This is a genomic window from Arthrobacter sp. StoSoilB20 (assembly GCF_019977295.1).
GTDB classification, from domain to species: domain Bacteria; phylum Actinomycetota; class Actinomycetes; order Actinomycetales; family Micrococcaceae; genus Arthrobacter; species Arthrobacter nicotinovorans_A.
The window spans coordinates 3170484-3193951 of the sequence record NZ_AP024651.1 but is presented as its reverse complement, the minus strand read 5'-3'; the positions used below and the strand labels follow the sequence as shown (position 1 = coordinate 3193951).

Annotated in this window: 13 protein-coding genes and 2 tRNA genes; 11 read left to right on the top strand and 4 right to left on the bottom strand. The window is 62.5% G+C overall.

The annotated features are described in order from the left end of the window. Positions 1-55 precede the first annotated feature (55 nt). From LDN85_RS14400 to LDN85_RS14390, 3 genes are read left to right on the top strand one after another with little or no spacing between them, the layout of a single operon-like run. Complete coding sequence (locus LDN85_RS14400) at positions 56-472, top strand: MGMT family protein (protein WP_223943376.1); 417 nt, start codon at positions 56-58, stop codon at positions 470-472. Then, a complete protein-coding gene (locus LDN85_RS14395) occupies positions 469-3819 on the top strand; it encodes an ATP-dependent DNA helicase (protein WP_223943375.1) in 3351 nt (1116 codons plus the stop codon). Before LDN85_RS14400 ends, LDN85_RS14395 begins: the two co-directional genes overlap by 4 nt. Further along, positions 3816-7349, top strand: a complete 3534-nt coding sequence (locus LDN85_RS14390) for an ATP-dependent DNA helicase (RefSeq protein WP_026540008.1) — start codon at positions 3816-3818, stop codon at positions 7347-7349. The genes LDN85_RS14395 and LDN85_RS14390 overlap by 4 nt, the downstream gene beginning before the upstream one ends. 49 nt (positions 7350-7398) lie before the next feature. On the opposite strand, the gene LDN85_RS14385 is transcribed toward LDN85_RS14390, so the two are convergent. Further along, positions 7399-8700: a macrolide 2'-phosphotransferase gene (locus LDN85_RS14385; protein ID WP_035760484.1), complete on the bottom strand. Its 1302-nt coding sequence runs from the start codon at positions 8698-8700 to the stop codon at positions 7399-7401. 171 nt (positions 8701-8871) lie between these two features. Between LDN85_RS14385 and nudC the strand changes: the two genes are divergently transcribed. Genes nudC through LDN85_RS14370 form a run of 3 tightly spaced genes read left to right on the top strand, consistent with a single transcriptional unit; the run spans position 8872 to position 12598 of the window. Next, positions 8872-9861, top strand: coding sequence for an NAD(+) diphosphatase (gene nudC, locus LDN85_RS14380; RefSeq protein WP_026546183.1), 990 nt, complete (start codon positions 8872-8874; stop codon positions 9859-9861). Next, the gene (locus LDN85_RS14375; RefSeq protein ID WP_026540011.1) at positions 9858-11990 is read left to right on the top strand and encodes an ATP-dependent DNA helicase UvrD2; all 2133 of its coding nucleotides are present in this window, start codon (positions 9858-9860) and stop codon (positions 11988-11990) included. Before nudC ends, LDN85_RS14375 begins: the two co-directional genes overlap by 4 nt. Further along, positions 11990-12598, top strand: a complete 609-nt coding sequence (locus tag LDN85_RS14370; protein WP_223943374.1) for a YgjP-like metallopeptidase domain-containing protein — start codon at positions 11990-11992, stop codon at positions 12596-12598. The genes LDN85_RS14375 and LDN85_RS14370 overlap by 1 nt, the downstream gene beginning before the upstream one ends. A gap of 63 nt (positions 12599-12661) precedes the next feature. On the opposite strand, the gene LDN85_RS14365 is transcribed toward LDN85_RS14370, so the two are convergent. Further along, positions 12662-14110: a zinc-dependent metalloprotease gene (locus tag LDN85_RS14365; protein ID WP_223943373.1), complete on the bottom strand. Its 1449-nt coding sequence runs from the start codon at positions 14108-14110 to the stop codon at positions 12662-12664. Between the two features lie 210 nt (positions 14111-14320). On the opposite strand from LDN85_RS14365, the gene LDN85_RS14360 reads away from it, so the two are divergent. The 5 genes from LDN85_RS14360 to LDN85_RS14340 all read left to right on the top strand — a co-directional run bounded on the left by LDN85_RS14360 (position 14321) and on the right by LDN85_RS14340 (position 20325). Beyond that, positions 14321-15457 (top strand): S16 family serine protease, encoded by a 1137-nt coding sequence (locus LDN85_RS14360; protein WP_223943372.1) that lies wholly within the window; start codon positions 14321-14323, stop codon positions 15455-15457. Positions 15458-15583: 126 nt separating this feature from the next. After that, positions 15584-18580 (top strand): UPF0182 family protein, encoded by a 2997-nt coding sequence (locus tag LDN85_RS14355; RefSeq protein WP_026540015.1) that lies wholly within the window; start codon positions 15584-15586, stop codon positions 18578-18580. A 162-nt stretch (positions 18581-18742) separates the two neighbouring features. Continuing rightward, a tRNA-Met gene (locus LDN85_RS14350) sits at positions 18743-18816 on the top strand. A gap of 499 nt (positions 18817-19315) precedes the next feature. Beyond that, positions 19316-19389, top strand: a tRNA-Met gene (locus tag LDN85_RS14345). Positions 19390-19512: 123 nt separating this feature from the next. Continuing rightward, a complete protein-coding gene (locus tag LDN85_RS14340) occupies positions 19513-20325 on the top strand; it encodes a GntR family transcriptional regulator (protein ID WP_091550088.1) in 813 nt (270 codons plus the stop codon). Between the two features lie 98 nt (positions 20326-20423). Here LDN85_RS14340 and LDN85_RS14335 read toward each other — a convergent pair whose 3' ends face one another. Continuing rightward, the gene (locus LDN85_RS14335; RefSeq protein WP_026540017.1) at positions 20424-21212 is read right to left on the bottom strand and encodes a PspA/IM30 family protein; all 789 of its coding nucleotides are present in this window, start codon (positions 21210-21212) and stop codon (positions 20424-20426) included. 98 nt (positions 21213-21310) lie between these two features. Next, positions 21311-23377, bottom strand: coding sequence for a TPM domain-containing protein (locus LDN85_RS14330; RefSeq protein ID WP_026540018.1), 2067 nt, complete (start codon positions 23375-23377; stop codon positions 21311-21313). Positions 23378-23468: the final 91 nt, after the last annotated feature.

Here is a 23468-nt window from a genome sequence, read left to right as displayed (position 1 = left end):
ACCGGCTGGGTCCGACAGTCTTTGGACGCGACACTCCTGCCGTTACGCTGAACACATGCGGATGGAGTATGTGACGGCGGTTTTGGCCGTTGTGGACCTCGTTCCTCCCGGTTCGGCGGTTTCCTACGGGGATGTCGCAGAGCTTCTTGGTGCCGGCGGGCCGCGACAGGTTGGGGCAGTCATGAGCCACTACGGCAGCTCCGGGGCCTGGTGGCGGGTCCTGCGGGCCAGCGGCGAGGCACCCTCCGGGCACGAAGTCGAGGCACTGAAGCACTACCTGGAAGAATCGACGCCGCTGCATGGCGCCTTTGAGGCCTTCTCCAGGACGGGAGAAGGCCGTTGGCGCGTTGACCTGGCAACGGCGCGATGGGCACCAGGGGAAGCCGATTTTGATCAACTGGATGTGATCTCGGACCAGTTGGAGCGTCAACTCCATAAATTGTCGGTGCCCGATGATGAAATGACTGTGTGACCGCCACTCCTGCCAAGACCCGCCCAGCACCAGCTGCTCTCCGCCTGCTGCCCCCGCGCGAGACCCACTACGCGGCCCCCGTTTTGTCACCGGACCAAAGTGCCGTCGTTTCGCTGCGGCAGGGCAGTGGCCCTGTTCTGGTACCCGGTGGTCCCGGAACCGGAAAATCCACCGTGCTGGTCGAATCGGCGGTACGCCGCGTCCGGGAGGACGGCCTGGATCCTGAACGGATCCTCATACTTGCCCCCGGACGGCATGCCGCCGCGGCCCTGCGGGATACTTTTACCGGGCGGCTGGACCGGAGTCTTAGTACGACGCCGGCACGTACTTGGGCGTCGTACGCGTTCGACGTCATCCGGCGGGCCAAAGCCGAGGGCGTCATACCGCTGGGCCGACCCCCTAAGCTCCTCTCCGGTCCGGAACAGGATCTCATCATCAAGGAGCTGCTTGAAGGGCACTCCCGCTCGGGATTCGAATTGCCTTGGCCGGAGGATCTCAACGCGGCCCTTCCCACCCGGGGCTTCCGGCACGAAATCCGCCAGTTGTTCGACCGCATCATTGAGTCCGGGCGTACTGCAGAGGACCTGGTGGGACTCGCCTACGAATGCGGAAGGCCTGATTGGATGGCCGCGGCCCAGCTGTACAGCGAGTACCGGGACGTCCTGGACCTCCGTATGCCCGAGGCCTTCGACCCCGCGGGAATCATCACCACGGCGCGGCAGATCTTCCAGGACTCGCCGGAATTCCTGGCTGCGGAACGGGACCGGCTCCAACTGATCCTGGTGGACGATTCCCAGGAGTCCAATCCTGCAGTATTTGAACTCCTGGCCGATGTCGCCGAGGGAAAGGACGTGGTGGTCACCTACTCGCCGGACACTGTGGTGCAGGGCTTCCGTGGTGCCCGTCCTGATCTTGTGGCAGAACTGCCTTCCCTGCTGGGAGGCATGCCGGGCGTGGTCCACGAGCGTCCTTTGTGGTTTACCCACCGGCACGAGCCCTCGGTAGCGGAAGCATGGACACGTGTTGCGGCACGCATTTCCCAACGTTCCGGCGGCCAGCTTGCCAGGCGGCTGGAGCAGCCGCCTGGCCCGGACGCCGCAGGAGAGGCCCGCGGCAGTGAAGGCAGGGTTGAAGGACATGTCCTGCCGTCTGCCGTCCATGAGCTGAGATACGTTGCCCAGCGGATCCTGGAAGCTCAACTGAGGGAGCGGCGGGAGTTCAGTGACATTGCCGTGATCGTGCGCAATGGCGGCCAGATTGCGCAGATGCAGCGTTATCTCAGCGGCCAGGGAATACCGGTGCGTGTTCCGGTGGCGGACTCGGCTGTCCGCGATGAGGTGGCCGTCCGTCCGCTGCTGGAGGCCTTTGCGATTGTCCTTGACCCGGCCAAGCTGTCTCCGGAAACGGCCGTCTCGCTGCTGACATCGCGCATTGGAGGAGCCACTGCCATTGAACTGCGCCGGCTCAGGCAATCGTTGCGACGCGAGGAACTCCTGGGTGGAGGCGGCAGGTCCAGCGATGCCCTGCTGGTCGAAGCACTGCTGGAACCCGGGGCCCTGGCGTCCTTGGGAATCGAAGGCAGCTCGGCCCGCCGGCTTGCCCGCATGATTGCGGCAGGATCCAAGGCCGCAGCCGAGCCGGGCGCCAACGCGGAGTCGGTCTTGTGGGCTTTGTGGCAGGCCACCGGTTTGTCATCACGCTGGGCCGAGATGGCGCTGGAGGGCGGCAACGCCGGCGCACGGGCCGATCGGGACCTCGACGCCATGATGGCACTGTTCCATACCGCCGAACGCTTTGTGGACCAATTGCCGGGTTCCGGTCCCGAGCAGTTCCTGGACTATCTCCTGAACCAGGAACTTCCCATGGACACTCTTGCCGCACGTGCCCAGTTGGAGGCGTGCGTGGAAATCATGACCCCAGCCAGTGCTGCGGGCCGGGAATGGCCTGTGGTGATCGTCGCCGGTCTCCAGGAAGGCGTCTGGCCGAATACCCGGCTGCGCGGCGAACTCCTCGGCAGTACCGTTTACGCCGACGCTGTGGAGCATGGAGTGGACTACGCCGTCAGCCGGGGCCCCTTGAGCAGGCTCAGGGACATCCGTTACGACGAACTCAGGAGTTTCTCAACGGCAGTTTCCCGGGCCCGGGAGGTCCTGATCTGCACAGCGGTGTCCTCGGAGGATGACCAGCCCTCGGCTTTCCTGGATTATGTTGCCCCTTTGGAATCAGGGCAGTACAAACGCGACTACACCTTTGTCGAGCGTCCCCTGACTCTCAGGGCCCTTGTTGCCGAGCTGAGGCAGCACGCACAAGCGGTCACCTCCTCTACGGGGGAAGCCGGTGGAAGCGCGGCCAGCCAGGAAGCCGCGCGGATACTGGCCCGGCTCGCCAGCTCAGAACCGCCCGTTCCCGGTGCCAACCCCGATACCTGGTGGGGCCTGGCCCCGCTGAGCTCGGGGGAGCCGGTGGTCCCCCCGGGGGCTACCGTGTCCGTGTCCCCATCCAAGGTTGAAGCTGTCCATAAGTCCCCGCTGGACTGGTTCGTGCAGGCTGCCGGGGGCGAGGCCGCCACCGACTTCGCGCGCAGCCTCGGAACCCTGGTCCACAGCATCGCCCAGGAAATGCCCGAGGCCTCTGGTTCGGAGTACGTAGCCGAACTTGTCCGCAGATGGCCAACCCTTGGCATGAAAGAGAACTGGGAGGGCAGGCTCGACTTCCAACGCGCGGAACAGATGGTGCGCAAATTGGCGCAATACGTCCTCGTCATGCGCAGCGAGGGACGCAGCTTGCTCGCTGTGGAACATGACTTCGAAGTCCAGCTTCCTGATGTCTGCCTGGATGCTTCGGGCTCTGCAGATCCTGAAGCGGACTTTACCCGGCATGCTGTGCTTCGGGGTCAGGTGGACCGCCTGGAGGTTGATGACCAAGGCCGGCTTGTTGTGGTGGACCTCAAAACCGGCAAGCGGCAACCAGGCAAGGCAGAAGTTGCCAGGCACCCGCAATTGGGTGCATATCAGGCAGCGGTGCTAAGAGGAGCCTTCAAGGACGCAGGAACCTCAGAGGAAGCCACCGACTCCGGATCCAACACCGAACATGAAGGCTTTGCCCCGGGCGGCGCGGTGCTGGCCCACCTGGGAACAAAAACAAAGACGCCGGCAGTTCAGCAACAGGACCCCTTGGATCCTTCAGCGAACTGGGCGGAGGAACTGGTCAACGAGGCTGCTGCCTTGATGGCAGGGGCCTCCTTCGAAGCACGTCATGATCCTGGCAAGAGCGGGCATGGTGGCCATGGATGCCGCCTTCCGGATGTTTGCCCGTTGTGCGCCAGAGGAAAGCAGGTCACCGAATGACAACCGAAGTCCTGGACGGAGTTGCCGCTACACAACCCGGCACTATTGGCGGCGCGTTTGTTCCTGAGCCCCGGTTCACTCCCTCTGAACTGGCTGACATCCTTGGCGAGAAAAACCATCCCACTGCCGAACAGTCGGACATCATCGCCTCTCCGCTGTCCCCACGGTTGGTGATCGCCGGAGCCGGCTCCGGCAAGACCGCAACCATGGCGGACAGGGTGGTGTGGCTGGTCGCCAATGGGTGGGTCCGCCCGGAGGAAGTGCTTGGTGTGACTTTCACACGGAAGGCTGCCGGCGAACTGGCCAGCCGGATCCGGAGCAAGCTGGCCACCCTCCAGCGCATCGCAGCAGAAGATGACGGCAGCATCGGATTCCCGGAGGGGCTGCTGGGGGCTGACGACCTCGAACCCAAGGTCTCCACCTACCATTCCTACGCCAGCGGAATAGTGTCCGATTATGGACTCCGGCTGGGCATCGAGCGGGACGTCGTCCTGCTTGGCGGAGCCCAATCCTGGCAGCTGGCCAGCGAAGTAGTGGAAGCCTACGACGGAGAGTTCGAGCATTTCACCGCCGCCAAGTCAACCTTGGTCAACGCTGTCATCCAACTGGCGGGGGAGTGCGCCGAACACCTTCAGGATCCCGGCACAGTGCGCAACTGGGTGCTGGAGCGCGTGGCCACCTTCGAACAGCTTCCTTATCTGGCGGGAGCAAGCAAGAATCCCACCACGGCTGCTGCCTCACTCTCCGCCATGCTCCGGACCCGCGCCAGTGTGGCAGACATGGTGGTGCGCTACCAGGAAGCCAAGCGGCAACGCGGTGTCCTTGACTTCGGAGACCTGGTTGCCCTGGCTGCCCGGATCGCCAGCGACATCCCTCTCGCAGCAACCACCGAGAGAGCCCGGTACAAAGTGGTTCTCCTGGACGAATTCCAGGACACCTCCCACGCCCAGTTGGTGCTTTTTTCGCGTCTTTTCAGCCAGGGCCACGCCGTCACTGCAGTGGGTGATCCCAACCAGTCCATTTATGGGTTCCGTGGGGCTTCAGCCGGACAGCTTTTCCACTTCGTGCAGGAGTTTCCCGTCAAACACGTGGGTACAGGGGATGGCGCCGAGACCTTTTCAGTGGCTCCAACCTCGTACCTGACCACCGCCTGGCGGAACGGAAGGAACATCCTTGCGGCAGCCAACACCATCGCCGCACCTTTGAACAAGGCAGCTGCAACGGACGGCCCTGCGGGGGATCGGGATGCAGCGGGAGATGTCTCCGTCCCACCGCTGGTTCCGAGCCCGGCGGCAGTCGACGGAAGTGTGGTGATTGGACGATTCAGCACCGACGAGGACGAAGCCGCGGCCATAGCCCGCGATGTCCGCCGCTATCAACGGACCGTCTTTGAGGAAGAGAAGGATGGCACGCCCATCAAGCCGACCATGGCCGTCCTGTGCCGCCGCCGTGCACAGATGGAGTGCTTGCGCCGGGAATTCGAGCTGCAGGGAATTCCGTACGAGATCGTCGGTCTCGGCGGATTGTTGGACACACCGGAAATCGTGGATCTTGTGGCCACCCTGCGTGTGCTGGCCGATCCCGGGCGGTCCGATGCCTTGATGAGGTTGCTGGCCGGGGCCCGCTGGCGCATTGGCCCGGCGGATTTGATGGCCTTTAACGACTGGTCACGTTTCCTGGCCCGCCGCCGGTCAAATCCTGGCACGGCTTCTGAACCCATGGATGAAAACGAGGAACCAGCATCGGTGGTGGTTGAAAGCGATATCACCGATGCCTCAAGCCTTGTGGAGGCCCTTGACTACCTGCCAAAGCCCGGATGGACCTCCAGGAACGGCCGTACCCTCAGCAGTACCGCCCTGGAACGGCTGGACTTCCTGGCCTCGGAGCTGCGATCCCTGCGCACATACATCGGGGATGACCTCACTACGCTCCTTGGTGAGGTTGAGCGTGCCATGCTCCTGGATATCGAAGTAGCTGCAAAGCCTGGAACCACTATCCACCAGGCCCGGCGGAACCTTGATGCATTCCAGGATGCCGCAGCGGGATTCCTGCAGACATCCCAGCGTGTCGATCTCTTGGCTTTCCTGTCATGGCTGGAGGCAGCGGCATCCGAAGAAGGTGGATTGGACCTCGCCCCCGTGGAGACCAACCGGGAAGCCGTGCAGCTGCTTACCGTCCATGCCTCGAAAGGGCTGGAGTGGGACGTTGTTTTCGTTCCGGGCCTCAACGCAGGATCGTTCCCCAGTACCAGGGATTCACGGTGGAGCAGTGGAGCTGCGGCCCTGCCATGGCCCTTGCGGGGTGACCGTGCAGACCTCCCGCAGTGGGACTTGGACCAGCCTGACCAGAAGGGGTGGCTGGATGCGGAAAAAGATTTCAAGTCCGAGGTACAGCACCACGGTGAGGCCGAGGAACGGCGGCTCGCCTACGTCGCCTATACCCGGGCAAAATTCGTCCTATGCGCATCCAGCGCTGCCTGGAACGGTTCGCGTTCCGGAATGGCCGGGATGTCCGCATTCCTTGCAGACTTGGCGCCTCTCGCGGGAGCTGCTGGAGTCGCCGCAGACGGCGGCCGGGGAACCTCTGCAGTTCAAACAGGGTCAGCGGTGGTCCATCCTGGGTCCGTGGCCGAGGAAGCACTCCCGGAGGAAAGCCCCCTGACAGCCGCGCTTGAAGTTGCAGGGTTCCCTTACGATCCCCTTGAAGGTCCTGTCGACCCCCGGACGGGCGCACGCCTCAGGTTGGTTCCCGGGCGCCGGGTCGTCATGGACCAGGCCGCAGCAAATGTCCGTGCCTATCTCGCCGATGCCTCTTGTGAGGCCCAGGTCCCTGGGCTCACGGGCCCTGCGGCGAAATGGTCTGAAGAGGCAGAACTCCTCCTGGACCGCCAACAGCGGGGCCGGACCACACAGGACGTCCACCTTCCCAGCCATATCTCTGCATCACTGTTCGTTGACCTTGGCGCCGATCCGGGTGCGGTGCTTTCCCAGCTCCGCCGGCCGGTGCCGCGTGAACCGGGCATTTCGGCCCGCAAAGGCACGGCCTTCCACGCGTGGGTTGAGGAGTATTTCGGGACTACCGGCATGCTGGACCTGGACGAGGCCCCGGGCTCGGATTCCCACATCGACGAGGCCTACGGTTTGGACGACATGGTGGCGGCATTTAAAAAGTCCGAGTGGGCCCAGCGCGCGCCCGCCTTCGTCGAGGTGCCAGTGGAAACGCGGATCGGCGACGTCGTGGTCCGAGGACGTATTGATGCCGTATTCCGCGACGCCGATGGCCGCTGGCAACTGATCGACTGGAAAACCGGACGACGCCCTGCGGGTCGGCAATTGGCGACCCGTGCCGTGCAGCTGGCCGTTTACCGGTTGGCTTGGGCGCGCCTGAAGGGTGTGCCCCTCGAGGAAGTCAGCGCCGCGTTCTACTACGTAGCCGATGACTCAGTGGTCCGGCCCCACGATTTGGGCACAGCCGAAGACTTGGAACAGATCGTGGCCACGGCGTTGGAGTCAGGCAGCCTGGGTCGGTAGATCAACGGTGGGAGTGGCAAGGACCGATGCGTTTCAGGACCGATGTGTTCTAGGAGCGATCGGCCGTATGGAGCGGAGTTACGTTCACCACGCTGATTGCGGCGGTGGACGTGTCATCCGGGTCGTTGGTTCCCGATGAGACGCGGCCTTCGGTCGGGGGCAGCCCACCCGCTTGCGCGGCGTCGTCCGCTGTTTCGGTGCCGTCGGTCGGCCCAGGCGCTGCCGGTGCCGGCTTGCTGGCGTCCACGGGCGCCGATGCGCTGGCGGCCGCCGTCCCCGGCTCCGCGGCAGGTGGTATAGCTGCCACCGTAACCGGCGATCCGGCGTCGGGAATCACCGCAACACTGACCGCAGGGATCGCACCAGCCGGAGCGCCGGCAGCCTGTGCTTCAGCCGCCTCATCCTCTGCGGCCCTTGCCGCTTCTTCGTCACGCCGCGCTTGTTCATCAATGTCATCCGAGAGCGTCTGAAGCATTGACTCCGCCTCCGCCGTCATGCTCTGGTGCCCGGCGGCCATTGCCTTGACCAAATACTGGGCCAGGGCGAACTCGGCCAACAGCGCTGCCCTGCGGAGCAGGTGCATGTCCGGTTTCTCACGCCTTGCCTGGGTGTAGTGGTTCAGTACGGCGTCCACGAATGAGGCTTCGTTGGAAGCCACCAACCATGCAAAGTCGTCCGCTGGATCACCAATACGGAGGTCGGTCCACCCTGTCAGGGCCGTGACGGAATCGTCCTGCACCATGAGGTTGTCTTCGTGGAGGTCGCCATGGACCACTGAGGTGTTGAACCGCCACAACGCCACATCTTCAAGGGCGTGTTCCCATCGCCGGAGCAAGGTGGCCGGAATCTTGCCGGTGGTAGCAGCCTGGTCCAGTTCGTTGAGCTTGCGCTGCCGGAATTCGTTGGCAGAGTAGCTTGGCAGGTCGGCGTTGGTCACCAAGGTCAACGGGAGATCGTGGATGGCGGCCAGAGCCGCACCAATCTCACGGGCAAGGGCAGGACTGCCGGCCGAGAGCTCTTCGATGGAGAGCACAGCGCCCTGGAGGTGGGTGTAGACAAAGGTGGTCAAGGCGCCTTGGCGCACGGTGCCGGCCACGGTCGGCACATGGAAGGGCAGCTCGGCACGAATGGCAGGAGCGAAAGCGCGCAGCACCATGAACTCGGTTTCCAACCGGGTGCTGGCCTCAGGATGGCGCGGCGAACGGACGCGCCAACGTTTCCCATCGGCATCGAGCAGCAACGCCGAGTCAAAGTCGGCGTCATCGTCGGGGGAAAAGGCTGTAGCCGTCGGCGCCAGGCCAGGCACCGCCGCGGTTGCTACAGCGGCCAGTTCGAGCGGTGTTCTTCTCACCTTCCCAACGGTAGATTGAGTGTGGCCTGTGGTCATGATGCAGTGCGGCGAGTCTTCAGATCCGCCATAAAACAGGACATTTCTGTGCACGATTGATGCCGGAACCGGGTGCGTCCACAAGGGGGACCCTCCCAAATGTTTTTTGTCGGTACGAGTCAGTACGGTAGATACATGAGCTATTCGGAGTCACCGGCGCTGGCAAACCACCTGATGGACACTGTTCTTCCAGTCCGCCCTGCCATGGTGGATCGTGGCTCCGGGGTGCGGATGAAGCCGGGCATGGTGGATGACCTCATCGCTTCCGGTACTGCCAAGGCCATGGTTATTTCCCAGCGCCAGGCTCTGGTGACCGGTGACGGACTCTGGTTCGGGGACGCCACGTCGCTGTGGAATGCCCTGAGCGGAGCGGATTACGGCGCCACTACCGCTGTTTACCTGGGAACCACTTTGGAATCGTCGTCTTTGCCTGAAGGCACGGCCGTCCTGCTGTTTACCTCGGATGAACCGCCCGCGCCAGGCAATGCCACAGTGCCGGCCGATGCCCGATGGGCAGGTTTCCGGGATGTCGCCGCGAGTTTGGACGCCAGTGATACTGCGCTGTTCATCGAGGCCAGTGCAATCTCCAACTGGCACGCCACACACACGCACTGCCCCAAGTGTGGACATCCCACTGACATTGAGGCAGGTGGATGGGTGCGCCGTTGCCCCAAGGACAATTCAGAGCATTACCCTCGGACGGATCCCGCCATCATCGTGACAGTAGTTGGCCCTGACGGCCGGTTGCTCCTGGGCGGTGGTGGTCCCACGGACGCCAGGAACTATTCCACGCTCGCAGGTTTCGTGGAGCCCGGCGAGTCGCTGGAACAGGCGGTTGTCCGGGAGATTGCCGAAGAAGTGGGCGTTCGCGTGTCGGCATGCCAGTACCTCGGTTCTCAATCATGGCCATTTCCCGCGTCGCTGATGCTGGGCTTCACCGCCACCACTGAAGACTCCGTTGCCCGGCCGGACGGAGTTGAAGTCACGAGGGCACGCTGGTTCAGCCGTGAAGAGTTGCAGGCAGCTGTCTCCAGCGGTGAGATCACCATCTCCACGCGCCTGTCCATTGCCCGTTCCTTGATTGAACATTGGTACGGCGGCGTCATCGAAGACCTCCAGCCGTGACAGAAGACATTTTCGACGCCGGTGGTTCACTTGAGGAACGCATCCTCGGCGGCTTGGATGAAGAACAGCGTGAAGTAGCAAGTACCTTGACGGGTCCCCTGTGTGTTCTCGCGGGGGCGGGCACGGGAAAGACACGTGCCATCACCCACCGCATAGCTTACGGAGTCCACTCCGGCGTCTACAGCCCCCAGCGCTTGCTGGCCGTGACGTTTACGGCGAGGGCAGCAGCGGAAATGCGCAGCAGGCTTCGGGACCTCGGCGTGGCGAATGTCCAAGCCCGGACTTTTCACGCTGCCGCCCTCAGGCAATTGCAGTTCTTTTGGCCACAGGCCATTGGCGGCACTTTGCCGAATCTGCTGGACCACAAGGCCAACATGATCGCCGAGGCTTCGCGCAGGCTCCGGCTCAGCACTGACCGCGCAACCATCCGGGATTTGGCCGCTGAAATTGAGTGGGCCAAAGTCTCCATGCTGACGCCCGCCAATTATCTTGAGAACGCGCAGGACCGTGGAACACCAGGCGGGTTTGACCTGACTGCGGTCTCAAGGGTTTTCCAGGCGTACGAGGATATCAAGACCGACAGGAACGTCATCGACTTCGAAGACGTCCTGCTGATTACGGTGGGAATTCTCCAGGAAGATCCGAAAGTCGCCGCCACCGTCCGCGAGCAGTACCGACACTTCGTGGTGGACGAATACCAGGATGTCTCGCCGCTGCAGCAGCGGCTCCTGGACCTGTGGCTCGGCGGGCGCAACGAGTTGTGCGTGGTCGGCGATGCCAGCCAGACGATCTACTCCTTTACGGGAGCCTCACCCAAGCATCTCTTGGGATTCAAGGCACAGTTCCCGGATGCCACCGTAGTTAAGTTGATCCGCGATTACCGGTCCACCCCGCAAGTTGTGAAGTTGGCCAATGACCTTCTTGGGTCCCGGCGAAGCGGTGGACCCGTGGCAGATGCTGCCTGGGCACCTCCGCTCAAACTCGTCGCCCAAAGACCAACCGGTCCAGAACCGCGCTTCATGGAATGCCCGGATGACGAAGCCGAGGCGGCGGTGGTGGCAGGCCGGATCCAAGAACTGCTCGATACCGGGGTCAAAGCCAGCGAGATCGCAATCCTGTTCCGCACCAACGGCCAGTCCGAAGCCTACGAACAAGCACTGGCTTCAGCCGGCATTGGATATCAGCTTCGCGGAGGCGAGCGGTTCTTCGCCCGCAAGGAAGTCCGGGACGCCATCCTTCAACTGCGTGCCGCAACCCGGGCCGTCGCCGAAGGACCCCAGGAGCCACTGGGACAGATCGTTCGCGACATTGTTGCATCGCTTGGCTACACGGACGCAGCACCGCACAACGGGGGAGCCCTGCGCGAACGTTGGGAATCCTTGGCAGCGTTGGTTGCCTTGGCAGATGAACTGGCCGTCAGCCGCGGCGAGGCCTTCACCCTGGCCGAGTTCGTCAACGAGCTTCAGGAACGCTCGGTCGCACAGCACGCCCCCACCGTCCAAGGCGTAACACTTGCATCCCTTCACGCGGCCAAGGGGCTCGAATGGGACGCCGTGTTCCTGGTGGGCCTCAGCGAAGGACTTATGCCCATTTCCTTCGCAGACACACCGGAAGACGTTGACGAGGAACGGCGGCTGCTTTATGTCGGGATCACCAGGGCGCGTGAGCACCTCAATTTGTCCTGGTCCACTGCCCGAACTCCGGGTGGCCGAGCCAATCGCAAGCCATCCCGCTTCCTTGACGGACTCCGACCCAACTCAGTGGCCTCGGCAAACGCCCGCAGCAAGACAGGTCCCGTGCGCCGAAAAGCCGCCGCACCGGCGTCGTGCAGGGTATGTGGAAGCATGCTCGCCAGCGGGGCCGAGCGCAAGGTGGGACGATGCAACCAGTGCCCGCCGACATATGAGGAACAGACATTTGATGCGCTAAGGCAGTGGCGAAAGGACGAAGCGAAGTCCGCCGACGTCCCCGCCTATGTCGTTTTCACCGATGCGACGCTCACGGCAATCGCTGAGGCGAAGCCTTCCTCGCTGGAGGAGCTGGCCCGTTTGGCGGGCATTGGGCCATCCAAACTTGAGCGCTATGGCGAGGCTGTATTGGCGGTCCTGACCGAAAGCTCGGAACTCTGATGGCTCGCCGGTCGGCTGCGGAGCCTGATGTTCCCTTGGTCACCGAGGACGGCGCTCCCGTAGTAGTGCGCCGCTCGAGCAGGAGGCGCAGGACTGTTGCTGCCTTTTGGGAAGACGGGAAAGCAGTAGTGGCCATCCCGGCCAGCTTCACCAAGTCCCAGGAACGGGAGTGGGTCCACCGCATGCTGGCCAAGCTGAAGAAGCAAGGTGAGCAGCGGCCGGGCAAGGGCCGGCAGCGTCCAGCTACCGACGAAGCCCTTGCTGAGCATGCGGCGCACCTTTCGCGGACTTATCTGGGCGGGCGTGCCGTCCCTACATCCGTGCGGTGGGTCAGCAACCAGAATTCGCGCTGGGGTTCTGCCACCCCGGCGGACGGCACCATCAGGCTATCGAACAAGCTGCAGCCCATGCCGCAGTGGGTCATCGACTACGTCATGGTGCATGAGCTTGCGCATTTGCTGGTGGCGGGGCACAACGCAGACTTTTGGCGGCTGGTGGACGCGTATCCCGAGGCGCAGCGTGCCAAGGCGTTCCTTGAGGGCGTTGCTTTTGTCACGTCAAGGGGCCTCCAGCCGGACTCAACCCCAGCGACGGAGACCGGGGTTTAAAGCAGCAACGGCCGCCATGGACATGGCGGCCGTTGCTGCGTGGTCTGCGGCTTCCGTGCTTGCTTACTTGGCCGGACCCTCGGTGTCGGTGTCTTCGGGTTCAGCTTCGCTGTCCGGCACCTCATCCGCGGCCGAACCTTCTGCCTCGGAGTCCTGTGGGTCGGTGCTGTCATAGCCGCCGCTGAGCAACTTTTGCAGGGCATCGTCCACTTCACTGTCGCTGGCTTCGGCCAGCCGGCGGCGCTCGGAGAAGCCCTTGGGGTCGTCCAGGTCTTCGCCGGTGGGCAGCAAATCCGGGTGATGCCAGATGGCGTCGCGACCCGCGATGCCGCGTTCTTCCTTGAGCGTTGCCCACAGAGTGGCGGCTTCCCTGAGCCTGCGGGGACGCAATTCCAAGCCAACAAGGGAGGAGAACGCATGCTCGGCCGGGCCGCCGGTGGCACGACGACGACGAACGGTTTCCCGAAGCGCGGTGGCAGAGGGAAGGACTTTGTCCGTGGCCTCTGCAGTGAGTTCGTCCACCCAGCCTTCAACAAGTGCGAGGGCGGTTTCGAGCTTCTCCAAGGCAGCAGTTTGAACCGGCGTGCGCTCGGGGGTGAAGACGCCTTGCGAAAGCGCCTCCTGGATTCCCTCAGGGTTGCTGGGATCAAGGTCCCGCGCCAGGTCTTCGATACGGGACATGTCGATGTGGATGCCGCGGGCATAGGCCTCAATCGCACCCAGCAGGTGGCCACGCAACCATGGCACCTGGACGAACAACCTTGCGTGCGCTGCTTCACGGACGGCAAGGAACAGGCGTACATCGTTCTCAGGGAGGCTTAGGCCTTCCCCGAACTTGGCGACGTTGGCCGGCAACAACGCCATTTCCAGGTCGGCCAAAGGAACGCCGATATCGGTGGAGCTGACAACCTCGGCAGAAAGCGCCCCGATGGCCTGTCCCAGCTGCATTCCGAAGATCGCACCGCCCATGTTCTGCAGCATGGACGAGGCGCCGCCCATCATGGATTTCATTTCCTCGGGCATCTGCTGCGTGAGCGCGTTGGACAGGGCATTGGCGACGCTGTTGGCAACGGGTTCGGTCAGGCGTTTCCAGGTGCCCAGGGTCGCTTCCACCCATTCCGCACGGGACCAGGCACGGCCGATCAGTCCGGTGGCGGAAAGATCTGTCACGGGGTCCAACCAAAGTTCGGCAAGCCTGAGGGCTTCGTCGATCTCCCGGGCCTGGACAGCGCTCACCGAAGGATCGTTACCGGCCGCTGCAACCCGGCGCGCATTCTCGTGGGCCAGCTGCCAATTCACGGGCCCGTCCGAGGTGGAGCTCATCATGGCCTGGACCTGGGCGAACATCTGCTGGAGCAGTTGGGGATCGTTGGGCAAGCCGGCGGCCTTGGCCAGCTCGGCGGGATCGATGTTGCCCATGCCCTGGCCACCCATCAGGTTCTGCAGCATTTCTGCCAGCGGGTCCTTGGGAGTGTCGTCGTCGTTGGACGGATTGTTGGGGTTGGATGTCATGGTGCCGCCGATCGTCGAACTGGCTGGTGATCTCTTTCACCGTACCCCGCGGCCGGAACGCTGTCTGCCTGCATGCGGCGTAGTTCGCTCTAGGCAAAGCAGCCCGCGAACGCCGGACCGCGTACTGTTGATGTTTGGTATGTGCCGCTGCCGTATTCGGTGGCAACAGCCGTGGAACCGGTCACGCAATGCCGGCATAGAGAGGCCTCAATGCTTACTTCGCCCAGCCCCGAGGGCTCATTGGACCCGCGTCAAACGTCCGACGCCGGTCCCTCCCCAGTGCCTCCGGCACCAGCGCGGGACAACAGGTACATGATCATGGTGATCTCGGGTCTTTTGGCGTTGGGACTCGGCATTGGCGCTGCGGCGCTTCCCGTTCCCTATGTGATCGAATCGGCCGGACCTACCTTCAATACCTTGGGTAAGGACGGCGATAAGCCAGTCATCACCATTTCCGGACGGGAATCCTTTCCGGCAAACGGCAACCTGGATCTCACCACGGTGGTCTTGACCGGCGGTCCCAAGACTCCCGCAACCATCTTTGACGTCTTCCGTGCATGGATGGACAGTTCCAAGGCCATATATCCGGAGGAACTGATCTATCCCAAGGGCACCACCGCAGAACAGACGGTGCAGGAGGGGGAGATTGCCATGGAGACTTCCCAGGAGAATGCCTTTGCTGCCGCCTTGCGTGAGTTGGACATCCCGTTCGAGCAACGACTAAACGTCGCGGGCCTCTCGGAAGCGTCCCCTGCTGCCGGCAAGATCCAGGAGGGCGACCTCCTGAAGTCCATCAACGGCAAGGCCATCACCTCGATGAGCGTGATCCAAGCTGAACTGGCCGCCGGTGCAGGGGCCCCGGCGGTTGTTGTGGTGGAACGGAAAGGCGCTGCCGTAACGGAGACCATCACTCCCACCAGGAATTCGGCCGACCGCTATGTACTGGGTGTGCTGCTCGCCAGTGACTTCACGTTCCCCTTCGACGTCAGCATCTCCCTTGAGAACGTGGGCGGCCCCAGCGCGGGCATGATGTTTGCCCTGGGTATCATCGACAACCTCACGCCGGGCGACCTTACGGGCGGAAAACACGTAGCCGGCACTGGAACGATCACAGCAGATGGTGCCGTGGGTCCCATCGGCGGCATAGCCCAGAAGATGATTGGCGCCCGGCAGCAAGGGGCCACGATGTTCCTGGCTCCGGCCGCCAATTGCTCCGATGTCGTTGGCCATGTTCCCGATGGATTACAGGTAGTCAAAGTCGAAACATTGGCCGATGCCAACTCCGCTGTGGAGCGGCTTGGGTCGGGAGAAGACACGGCGGGCCTTCCCACCTGCACAAACAACTAGACTGGCGGTGGAACTTAGCTCCACCGCCACTCGTGGCATATATGACGGCCTCCGCCATATCCCAGCGGCAGAGAATGTCAACCACTCGCATACCGACTGTTCACTGACACCAATGAGGTACAGAGTTTGTCCCGTCCCGCCAGCTCCAACCCGCCCGGAAGATCACCGCTGAGACGAGGTGCCCTGACTCCGACGCTCATTGTCGTGGCAGTGGCCGTCGTCGGGTTCATTTTCTTCGCCAATGTGTGGACCGACGTCCTCTGGTACCAGCAGCTTGGTTTCTTCGAAGTGTACATACGCGAAAACCTGGCCAGGATCATCACGTTCCTGATCGGCTTCGCCATGATGTTCGCCGCTGTTTTCTTTGCCATCAGGATCGCCTACCGCTCCCGCCCCGTCTACGCTCCGGATGCGGAATCGCGGGACAACCTCAACCGCTACCAGGCCCAGCTTGAGCCTGTACGCCGGGTTGTCATGATTGGCCTTCCCATCCTGTTCGGCCTGTTCGCGGGCAGCGCGGCGGCCAGCCAATGGCAGAAGGCCTTGCTGTTCTTCAACCAGGAGCCATTCGGCCAGACGGATCCGCTGTTCAACCTGGATATCAGCTTCTACCTGATGTCCCTTCCTTTCCTGGGCTTCGTCACCGGATTCCTGATCAGCATTGCCGTTGTCGCCGGCATTGCCGGAATCCTGACCCACTACCTTTACGGCAGCATCCGCCTGATGGAGCGCGGTATATTCACCAGCCGCGCCGCCCAGATCCACATCGCCGTGACCGGTGCGCTTTTCCTGGTCCTGCTGGGCGTCAACTTCTGGCTCGATCGGTACACCACTGTCCAGAGCAACTCCGGTCGCTGGGCGGGTGCCCTCTATACAGATGTCAATGCTGTGGTTCCCACCAAAGCCATCCTGGCGGTTGCCGCCGGGCTGGTAGCCATCCTGTTCATCATTGCCGCAGTCATCGGACGCTGGCGCCTCCCGGTGATCGGTACTGCGATGTTGGTCATCACTGCCATTCTGGCCGGCGGGGTGTACCCGTGGGTCATCCAGCAGTTCCAGGTCCGTCCTTCCGAGAACACGCTGGAAAAGGAATTTATTGACCGAAACATCAAGATGACCCGGGCCGCCTATGGCCTGGACCAGATTGATGTCTCGGCCTATAACGCAACCACTACCGCCACCACCGGCGCACTGGCGGCAGATGCGCAAACCACGGCCAACATCCGGCTTTTGGACCCGAACCTCATTTCCTCAGCGTTCGCCCAGCTGGAACAGTACCGCCCGTACTACCAGTTCCCGCAGACCCTTAACGTGGACCGCTACATGGTTGACGGCAAGGTCCAGGACACCGTGATCGCTGTTCGCGAGCTGAACCCGGACGGATTGAGCGCCAACCAGCAGACGTGGGTCAACAGGCACATTGTCTACACTCACGGCTACGGTGTGGTTGCTGCCAAGGGCAACAAGTTCACTGCTGACGGAAAACCCGAGTTCCTGCAGTCCGGCATCCCGTCCAACGGCGTGCTTGGCAACGACACCACGTACGAGCCCCGCATCTACTTCGGCGAAAACTCTCCTGAGTACTCCATTGTGGGTGCACCTGACGGTGCTCCGAACCGTGAACAGGACCGACCCGCAGGCAGGGAAGGTGGGGGAGAGACCCAGTACACCTTCAGCGGCAACGGTGGACCCAACGTAGGCAACTGGCTCAACCGGATCCTGTACTCCATCAAGTTCCAGTCCTCGGATCTGCTGCTTTCCGATGGTGTCAACGCCGAGTCCCAGATCCTTTACGAACGCAATCCGCGCGAACGCGTCGAGAAGCTGGCTCCGTACCTGACTGTTGACGGCAACGCCTACCCGGCCGTTGTTGATGGACGCGTGAAGTGGATTGTCGACGGCTACACCACCAGCCAGTACTTCCCGTACTCCCAGCCGCAGCAGTTGCAGAACGCCACGGCCGACTCCCAGACGAACGCAGGCCGCACCGTGGCCTTGCCGAACAGCTCGGTCAACTACATCCGCAACTCGGTCAAGGCCACCGTGGATGCTTACGACGGTTCGGTCAACCTGTACGCGTGGGACGATCAGGACCCCATCCTGAAAGCGTGGCAGAAGGTCTTCCCGACCGTCATCAAGCCATACTCGGAAATGTCCGGCGATCTCATGAGCCACGTTCGCTACCCGGAGGACCTCTTCAAAGTCCAGCGCGAACTTCTCGGCCGTTACCACGTGACAGACCCGGACAGCTTCTACCAGAACAACGATGCTTGGAGCGTTCCGAACGATCCCACCGTTTCGGAAGCCGTCAAGCAGCCGCCGTTCTACATGTCCCTGCAGATGCCCGACCAGGAGAAGCCGGCCTTCCAACTGACCTCCTCGTTCATTCCGCAGACCGTCAATGGCAGTGCCCGGAACATCCTGTACGGATTCCTGGCTGCCGACTCCGACGCTGGAAACGAGAAGGGCGTCAAGGGGGAGAGCTACGGCAAGCTTCGGCTGCTTGAACTCCCCACGGACACCCAGGTCCCGGGACCGGGACAGGCACAGAATAAATTCAACTCCGATCCCACCGTCTCCCAGGCGTTGAACCTCCTCCGGCAGGGTGCTTCGGATGTGCTGAACGGCAACCTGTTGACGCTGCCCGTAGGTGGTGGCCTGTTGTACGTGCAGCCGGTCTACCTGAAGTCCACGGGTGAAACGTCCTACCCGACGCTGCAGCGTGTTTTGGTGGCCTTCGGTGACAAGATCGGCTTTGCGCCCACCTTGGACGAGGCACTGGACCAACTGTTCGGTGGCAATTCCGGCGCCACAGCCGGAGATGCCGACAACAATGGCCAGACGCCTACCGCGCCTCCGGGAACCACTGCGCCGCCTACTGGCCCGACCGATGCCAAGGCTGACCTCAAGGCAGCCCTGGACGAGGCGAACAAGGCGATTACGGACGGCCAGGCCGCCTTGGCCAAGGGCGACTTTGCAACTTATGGCGCCCAGCAGGCCAAGCTGTCCGAGGCCTTGAAGAAGGCGTTGGATGCGGAAACGCGTCTTGGCGCCACAACTGCCCCGACGGCGACCCCCGGTGCCAGCCCCAGCGCCACACCGTCACCTTCTCCGAGCAGCTAGGCAGGGCAGCCACGCGGCTGCGTGGCTGAACAGCGACTGATAAGGGCCGGTGCCCGTTCCCTGCAAAGGGGGCGGACACCGGCCCTTTTTGGCGGGGGAGACGCACATCACGCAGTCAGGATTTGGTCTCCCCTTCACCTGCCGGTAATGTTGTTCTTGCGACGCGGGGTGGAGCAGTTCGGTAGCTCGCTGGGCTCATAACCCAGAGGTCACAGGTTCAAATCCTGTCCCCGCAACTGGAGAAAAGGTCCGGATCAGTAATTACTGATCCGGACCTTTTGTTTTCCCTCAAACCCTCCTTGGAAGACGCGGCCCTCGCACGTCCCCCTGGGTTTGTTGGGACGCTCTTTCATGTCTCCCGGGGTTAGGCGGGACCCTCTTTCATGTCCCCCTGGGTTTGGGCCTGACCGTCTCTCATGTCCCCCTGGGTTTGTTGGGACGCTCTTTCATGTCTCCCGGGGTTAGGCGGGACCCTCTTTCATGTCCCCCTGGGTTTGGGCCTGACCGTCTCTCATGTCCCCCTGGGTTTGTTGGGACGCTCTTTCATGTCCCCCGGGTTTGAGTCTGACCGTCTCTCATGTCCCCCCCGGAGTTTGGGCGCGACCCTTTGGCAGGATCACGGTGATGCTGCGCCCTCTTGCAGGTTGGCGGTAGGGGAACGGTGAGTGATCTAGGGCACCTTTGGTGCTATTTGGTCGGAAGGGCCGCGGAGGTGCGGTAGTGTTGTTCTTGCGACGCGGGGTGGAGCAGTTCGGTAGCTCGCTGGGCTCATAACCCAGAGGTCACAGGTTCAAATCCTGTCCCCGCAACTGGAGAAAAGATCCGGATCAGTTTTCACTGATCCGGATCTTTTGTTTAAGCGGCCTTCGGGGTAACGGGTGCTAGCATCAAGTCCGGATTCGCTGAGGCAGGAAATTGGAGGGGACGGCCCCATGGTCAATGAAGACGTCAGGTCCGGTCCCACTAGGGAAGTCCTGGAACGGGACAGCCCTGTGGCCGTCTACCAGCAGGTGGCCGACGTTCTGACGGATCAGGTCAGCCGTCTGGAACCGGGATCGCGGATACCCACGGAAGAGTCGCTGATGGACGAGTACGGCATCAGCCGGACTACAGTCCGCAAGGCAATCGAAACGCTCGTCGTTAAAGGGTTGCTGGTCCGCAGGCAGGGCAAGGGAACATTCGTGATGGCACAGCGGCCGGTCAAAATGCTGAACCGGTTGGCGCCCTTCATGGAAACGTTCACCGCGGCAGGGATGAAGACTGTCAAAGGGCTGATCGAATACAAATGGATGGAAAAAGACAGGACCGTGCCGGCAAAGCTGGTCTCCGATGACAATCTTGTCCTGGTGATCCGCCGATCATATTCAAGTGCCGGTTGGCCTTATGCCATTGCGGAGATCTTTATCCCCTCGCATATAGGACGGCACATCAGCCTCGCCGATGCAGAGAGGAACTCCATCTACCAGGTCATCCAGGATAGGACGCTGAAGCCGCTCCAGCGCGCTGAAATCACCGTGACCATGCACGAGCCCCCGGAGCACCTTGCAGACGCCCTCAACGTCCGTGGCTTCGCGATGGTGCCACGGCTGGAGCGGACGACCCTGGGCGCTCACGGGGAGGTTCTGGAATGCACGGTGACGTACTTCCATCCCAAGGGTTTCGAGATCCGCGCCGAAGTGGCAACGGACGTCAGCCCGGGGCAGGACTCCGCCGCCGTGCCCCACTCAGGGCAGCAAGCCCCGTAGTTTCGACCATTGCACCCAAGACCAATGGGCCGGATCCTTTCAGGATCCGGCCCATTGGTCTGTTCAGCGATATGTCACGGCCAAGCGGGCCGGGGGGTCTAGAGCTTGTCGAAGTCGGCTTCGTCGATGGTAGAGCCCGTTGCTGCAGGAGCTCCCGCGCCGATGGCCGGCTTGGAACCGCCGGACTTCAGTGCTGCGAGGCGGGCCTCGATCTCAGTCTGCTCTCCGAGGTCCTCGAGCTGGTTGAACTGGGCGTCGAGGCTCGAGCTTGCAAGCTCCTGCTGGCCCAGGACCTTGGCCTCTTCGCGGCGGATCTTCTCTTCGAAGCGGCCGACCTCGCTGGTGGGATCCATGATGTCGATGCTCTTCAGGGCGTCGTGGACCTGGGACTGTGCAGCCGCGGTCTTGGAGCGTGCAACGAGCTCGTTGCGCTTGGCAGTGAGCTGGTTGAGCTTGTTCTTCATCTGGTCGAGACCGGTCTTGAGCTTGTCCACAACCTCGGTCTGGGAGGCAATGCTCGGCTCAGCTGCTTTGGCCTCGGATTCCGCAGTCATCTGACGCTGAATGGCGACCTTGGCAAGGTTGTCGAACTTCTGGGCATCAACCGAATCGCCGGCGGAGCGGTACTCGTCGGCCTTCCTGGACGCGGCGAGGGCTTTGTTGCCCCAGTCCTGGGCGTTCTTGATGTCCTCGTTGTAGTCCGCCTGCAGCATCCGGAGATTGCCGATGGTCTGGGCCACGGCTGATTCGGCCTCGGCAATGTTGTTCGTGTAGTCGCGGACCATCTGGTCCAGCATCTTCTGCGGGTCCTCAGCCTGGTCCAGCAAGGCGTTGATGTTTGCCTTGGCGAGCTGTGAGATCCGACCGAAAATGGACTGCTTAACCATGGTGTTGCCTTTCGTCCTGCTCAGTGGTGCCACTGAAATCAGTGATCAGTTGTTGTACCGCTTCTATGCGGGGCATTGACCCCACTTAGTCTGTCTGGCTAGAAGCTGCCGGAGTCTCCGCCGCCGAAGTCGCCTCCGCCACCACCCCAGTCTCCGCCGCCGCCGGAATCGCCACCGAAGAAGCCTCCTCCTCCGCCGCCGTCGTTATTGCCGCCGCCCCAGCCGCCTCCGCCGCCATTGAGGATGGAGTTGATGAGGATGCCGCCAAGGATGGCGCCGCCAAGGCCACCGCCGCCTCCACCGCCACCGCCGAACATGCCACCGCGGCCGTAGCCCTGCCCCTGGTCTGCATAGCCGAACTGATCGACGTCGGACTGGGCAAGCTGGGCGGCCTGCGCGGCAAGCGAATGCGCCTGCTGGGCGTAGGTCAGCGCCGTGACGGGATCATTGCGGGAAATGGACAGGGCGTAATCCAGGTTTCGCTGAGCCTCTGCCAGCCTGGTCCGGGCTTCAGTACCAACGCCACCTCGCCGGGCAGTGATGTAATCGGACGTGGCGCTGATCTGCGCTTGGGCAGCCATGATGGTCTGTTGCAAGGATGCCTGGGCCCGGCGCGCCTGTTCCTGCTGGTCACGGATACCGGACAGCGACTGATCCAGCGCCTGGTGTGCGGACTCCACGCGGCTGAGAGTAGCAATGGGGTCGATCTTTCCACCCTGGATCTCAGTCTTCACCTGGGCCAAGGCAGCTTCCACGCCGGCCACGGGGCCGGCAAGCTCGGGGTGTTCGCCCGATTGGATCATGGCCCGTGCCTGGGCAAGGTCCTGGCTGGTCTCAGCAACAGCTCCTTCCAAGGATGCCCGGGCCTCATCCAAGCTGCCGGCAGTCTTGGAAATGGCATCGATCAGCACGTTGGTTTGGTGCAGGCTTTCCTCAGCGGCCCGAACGGCTACTGCCGCCATGCTGTTCTCGCCTGCGGTGAGCTTCTCTTGGGCTGCGGCAACGGCGTTCTGCACGAAGGCAAGACGCTCTTTGGCCTGCAGGATGTTGTCAGAAACCTGGGTCAAGGCAGACTCGGCATACTTGACCCGTAGGCCCGCGAGGGATTGTTCCGCGTTGGCGATCTTTGAATCCGCGTCCTTGGCTCCTGCCGAAACGGCGGCCAAGGCTTGGGGAGCATTCTTTTCCAGCTCGCGCAGTGAGTCGAAATCGGCCTTCTGGTCACGCAGCGATGAAAGCGCTGCCTCGGACCGGCGGATGATTTCGCCGAGCCAGCTCCGCTGCTGCTCTTCGGTGTCCGGGATATGGTCGTCCAACTGCTGCTGAAGCTTGAACGACTCCGTCATATGGGCCTTGGCTTCTTCCAGCGCTTTGGTGAAGTTGCCAATTGCGGCATCACCGTACTGCGCCTGGGCGAAGCCGAGCTCCTGCTCACTGGACTTGATGGCGTCGTCGGCCTCGATCAACAGCGAGCCGCTCTTCTGTCGCAGTTCCGGAATACTCAATCCGGCGAGCGGATCAAGCTGTTCGCCCTGTGGTCCATAGCTGGCGCTGACGGCTTTGGTGCCGCCCTTCTTGCGTCGGTTCCGGAGGTACAGGTAGGTGCCGGCACCTCCGGCGGCCACAACGCCAACCCCGACAAGGACGCCGACGCCGGCGTTCCCGCTGGGCACCGTCCCGCTTCCACCACCTGCGGCATCGCCGATGGCGGCAGCTGTGTCTATGGCTGCCTGGGCGTAGTCCTTCTTGCCGCCTGCCAGATTGGCAACGACGGCGTTCTGGGCAATTGCCGACTGCTTCGAGTAGATGGAGCTGCCCGAGTTCAGGGCGAAGTTGTACTGTCCAGCCGTGGAAATTGCCAGGATGGCGTCCGGTTTGCCCATGAGCTTTTTCTTGGCGACGGCCTCAGTCCATTGTTTGGGGTCCGTCGGGTTTTCGAAGGAGTCCACCGTGACCACGTACAGGTTGTACTTGTGGTCCTTGAGCGTCTTTTGGATGGCTTCCTGGACTTCACCTTTTCGGCTTCCCAAGACATTGGCGTCGTCCACGATGTTCTGCCCGGACGGAATGGTCACCGGATCGGTGGCCCAAGCAGCTGTCGCCGGGAACGCCAGCAATCCAGCCACGCCAATTCCGGCGAGTACGCGTTTAACTATTGACCGCATGTGCAACCCTTCAGCACGTCTGCGACTGGAACAAGGCGTACCAATCGTCACAGAATGCTCAGCGCCCCCACGCATGGTGTAAAGCCGCAGG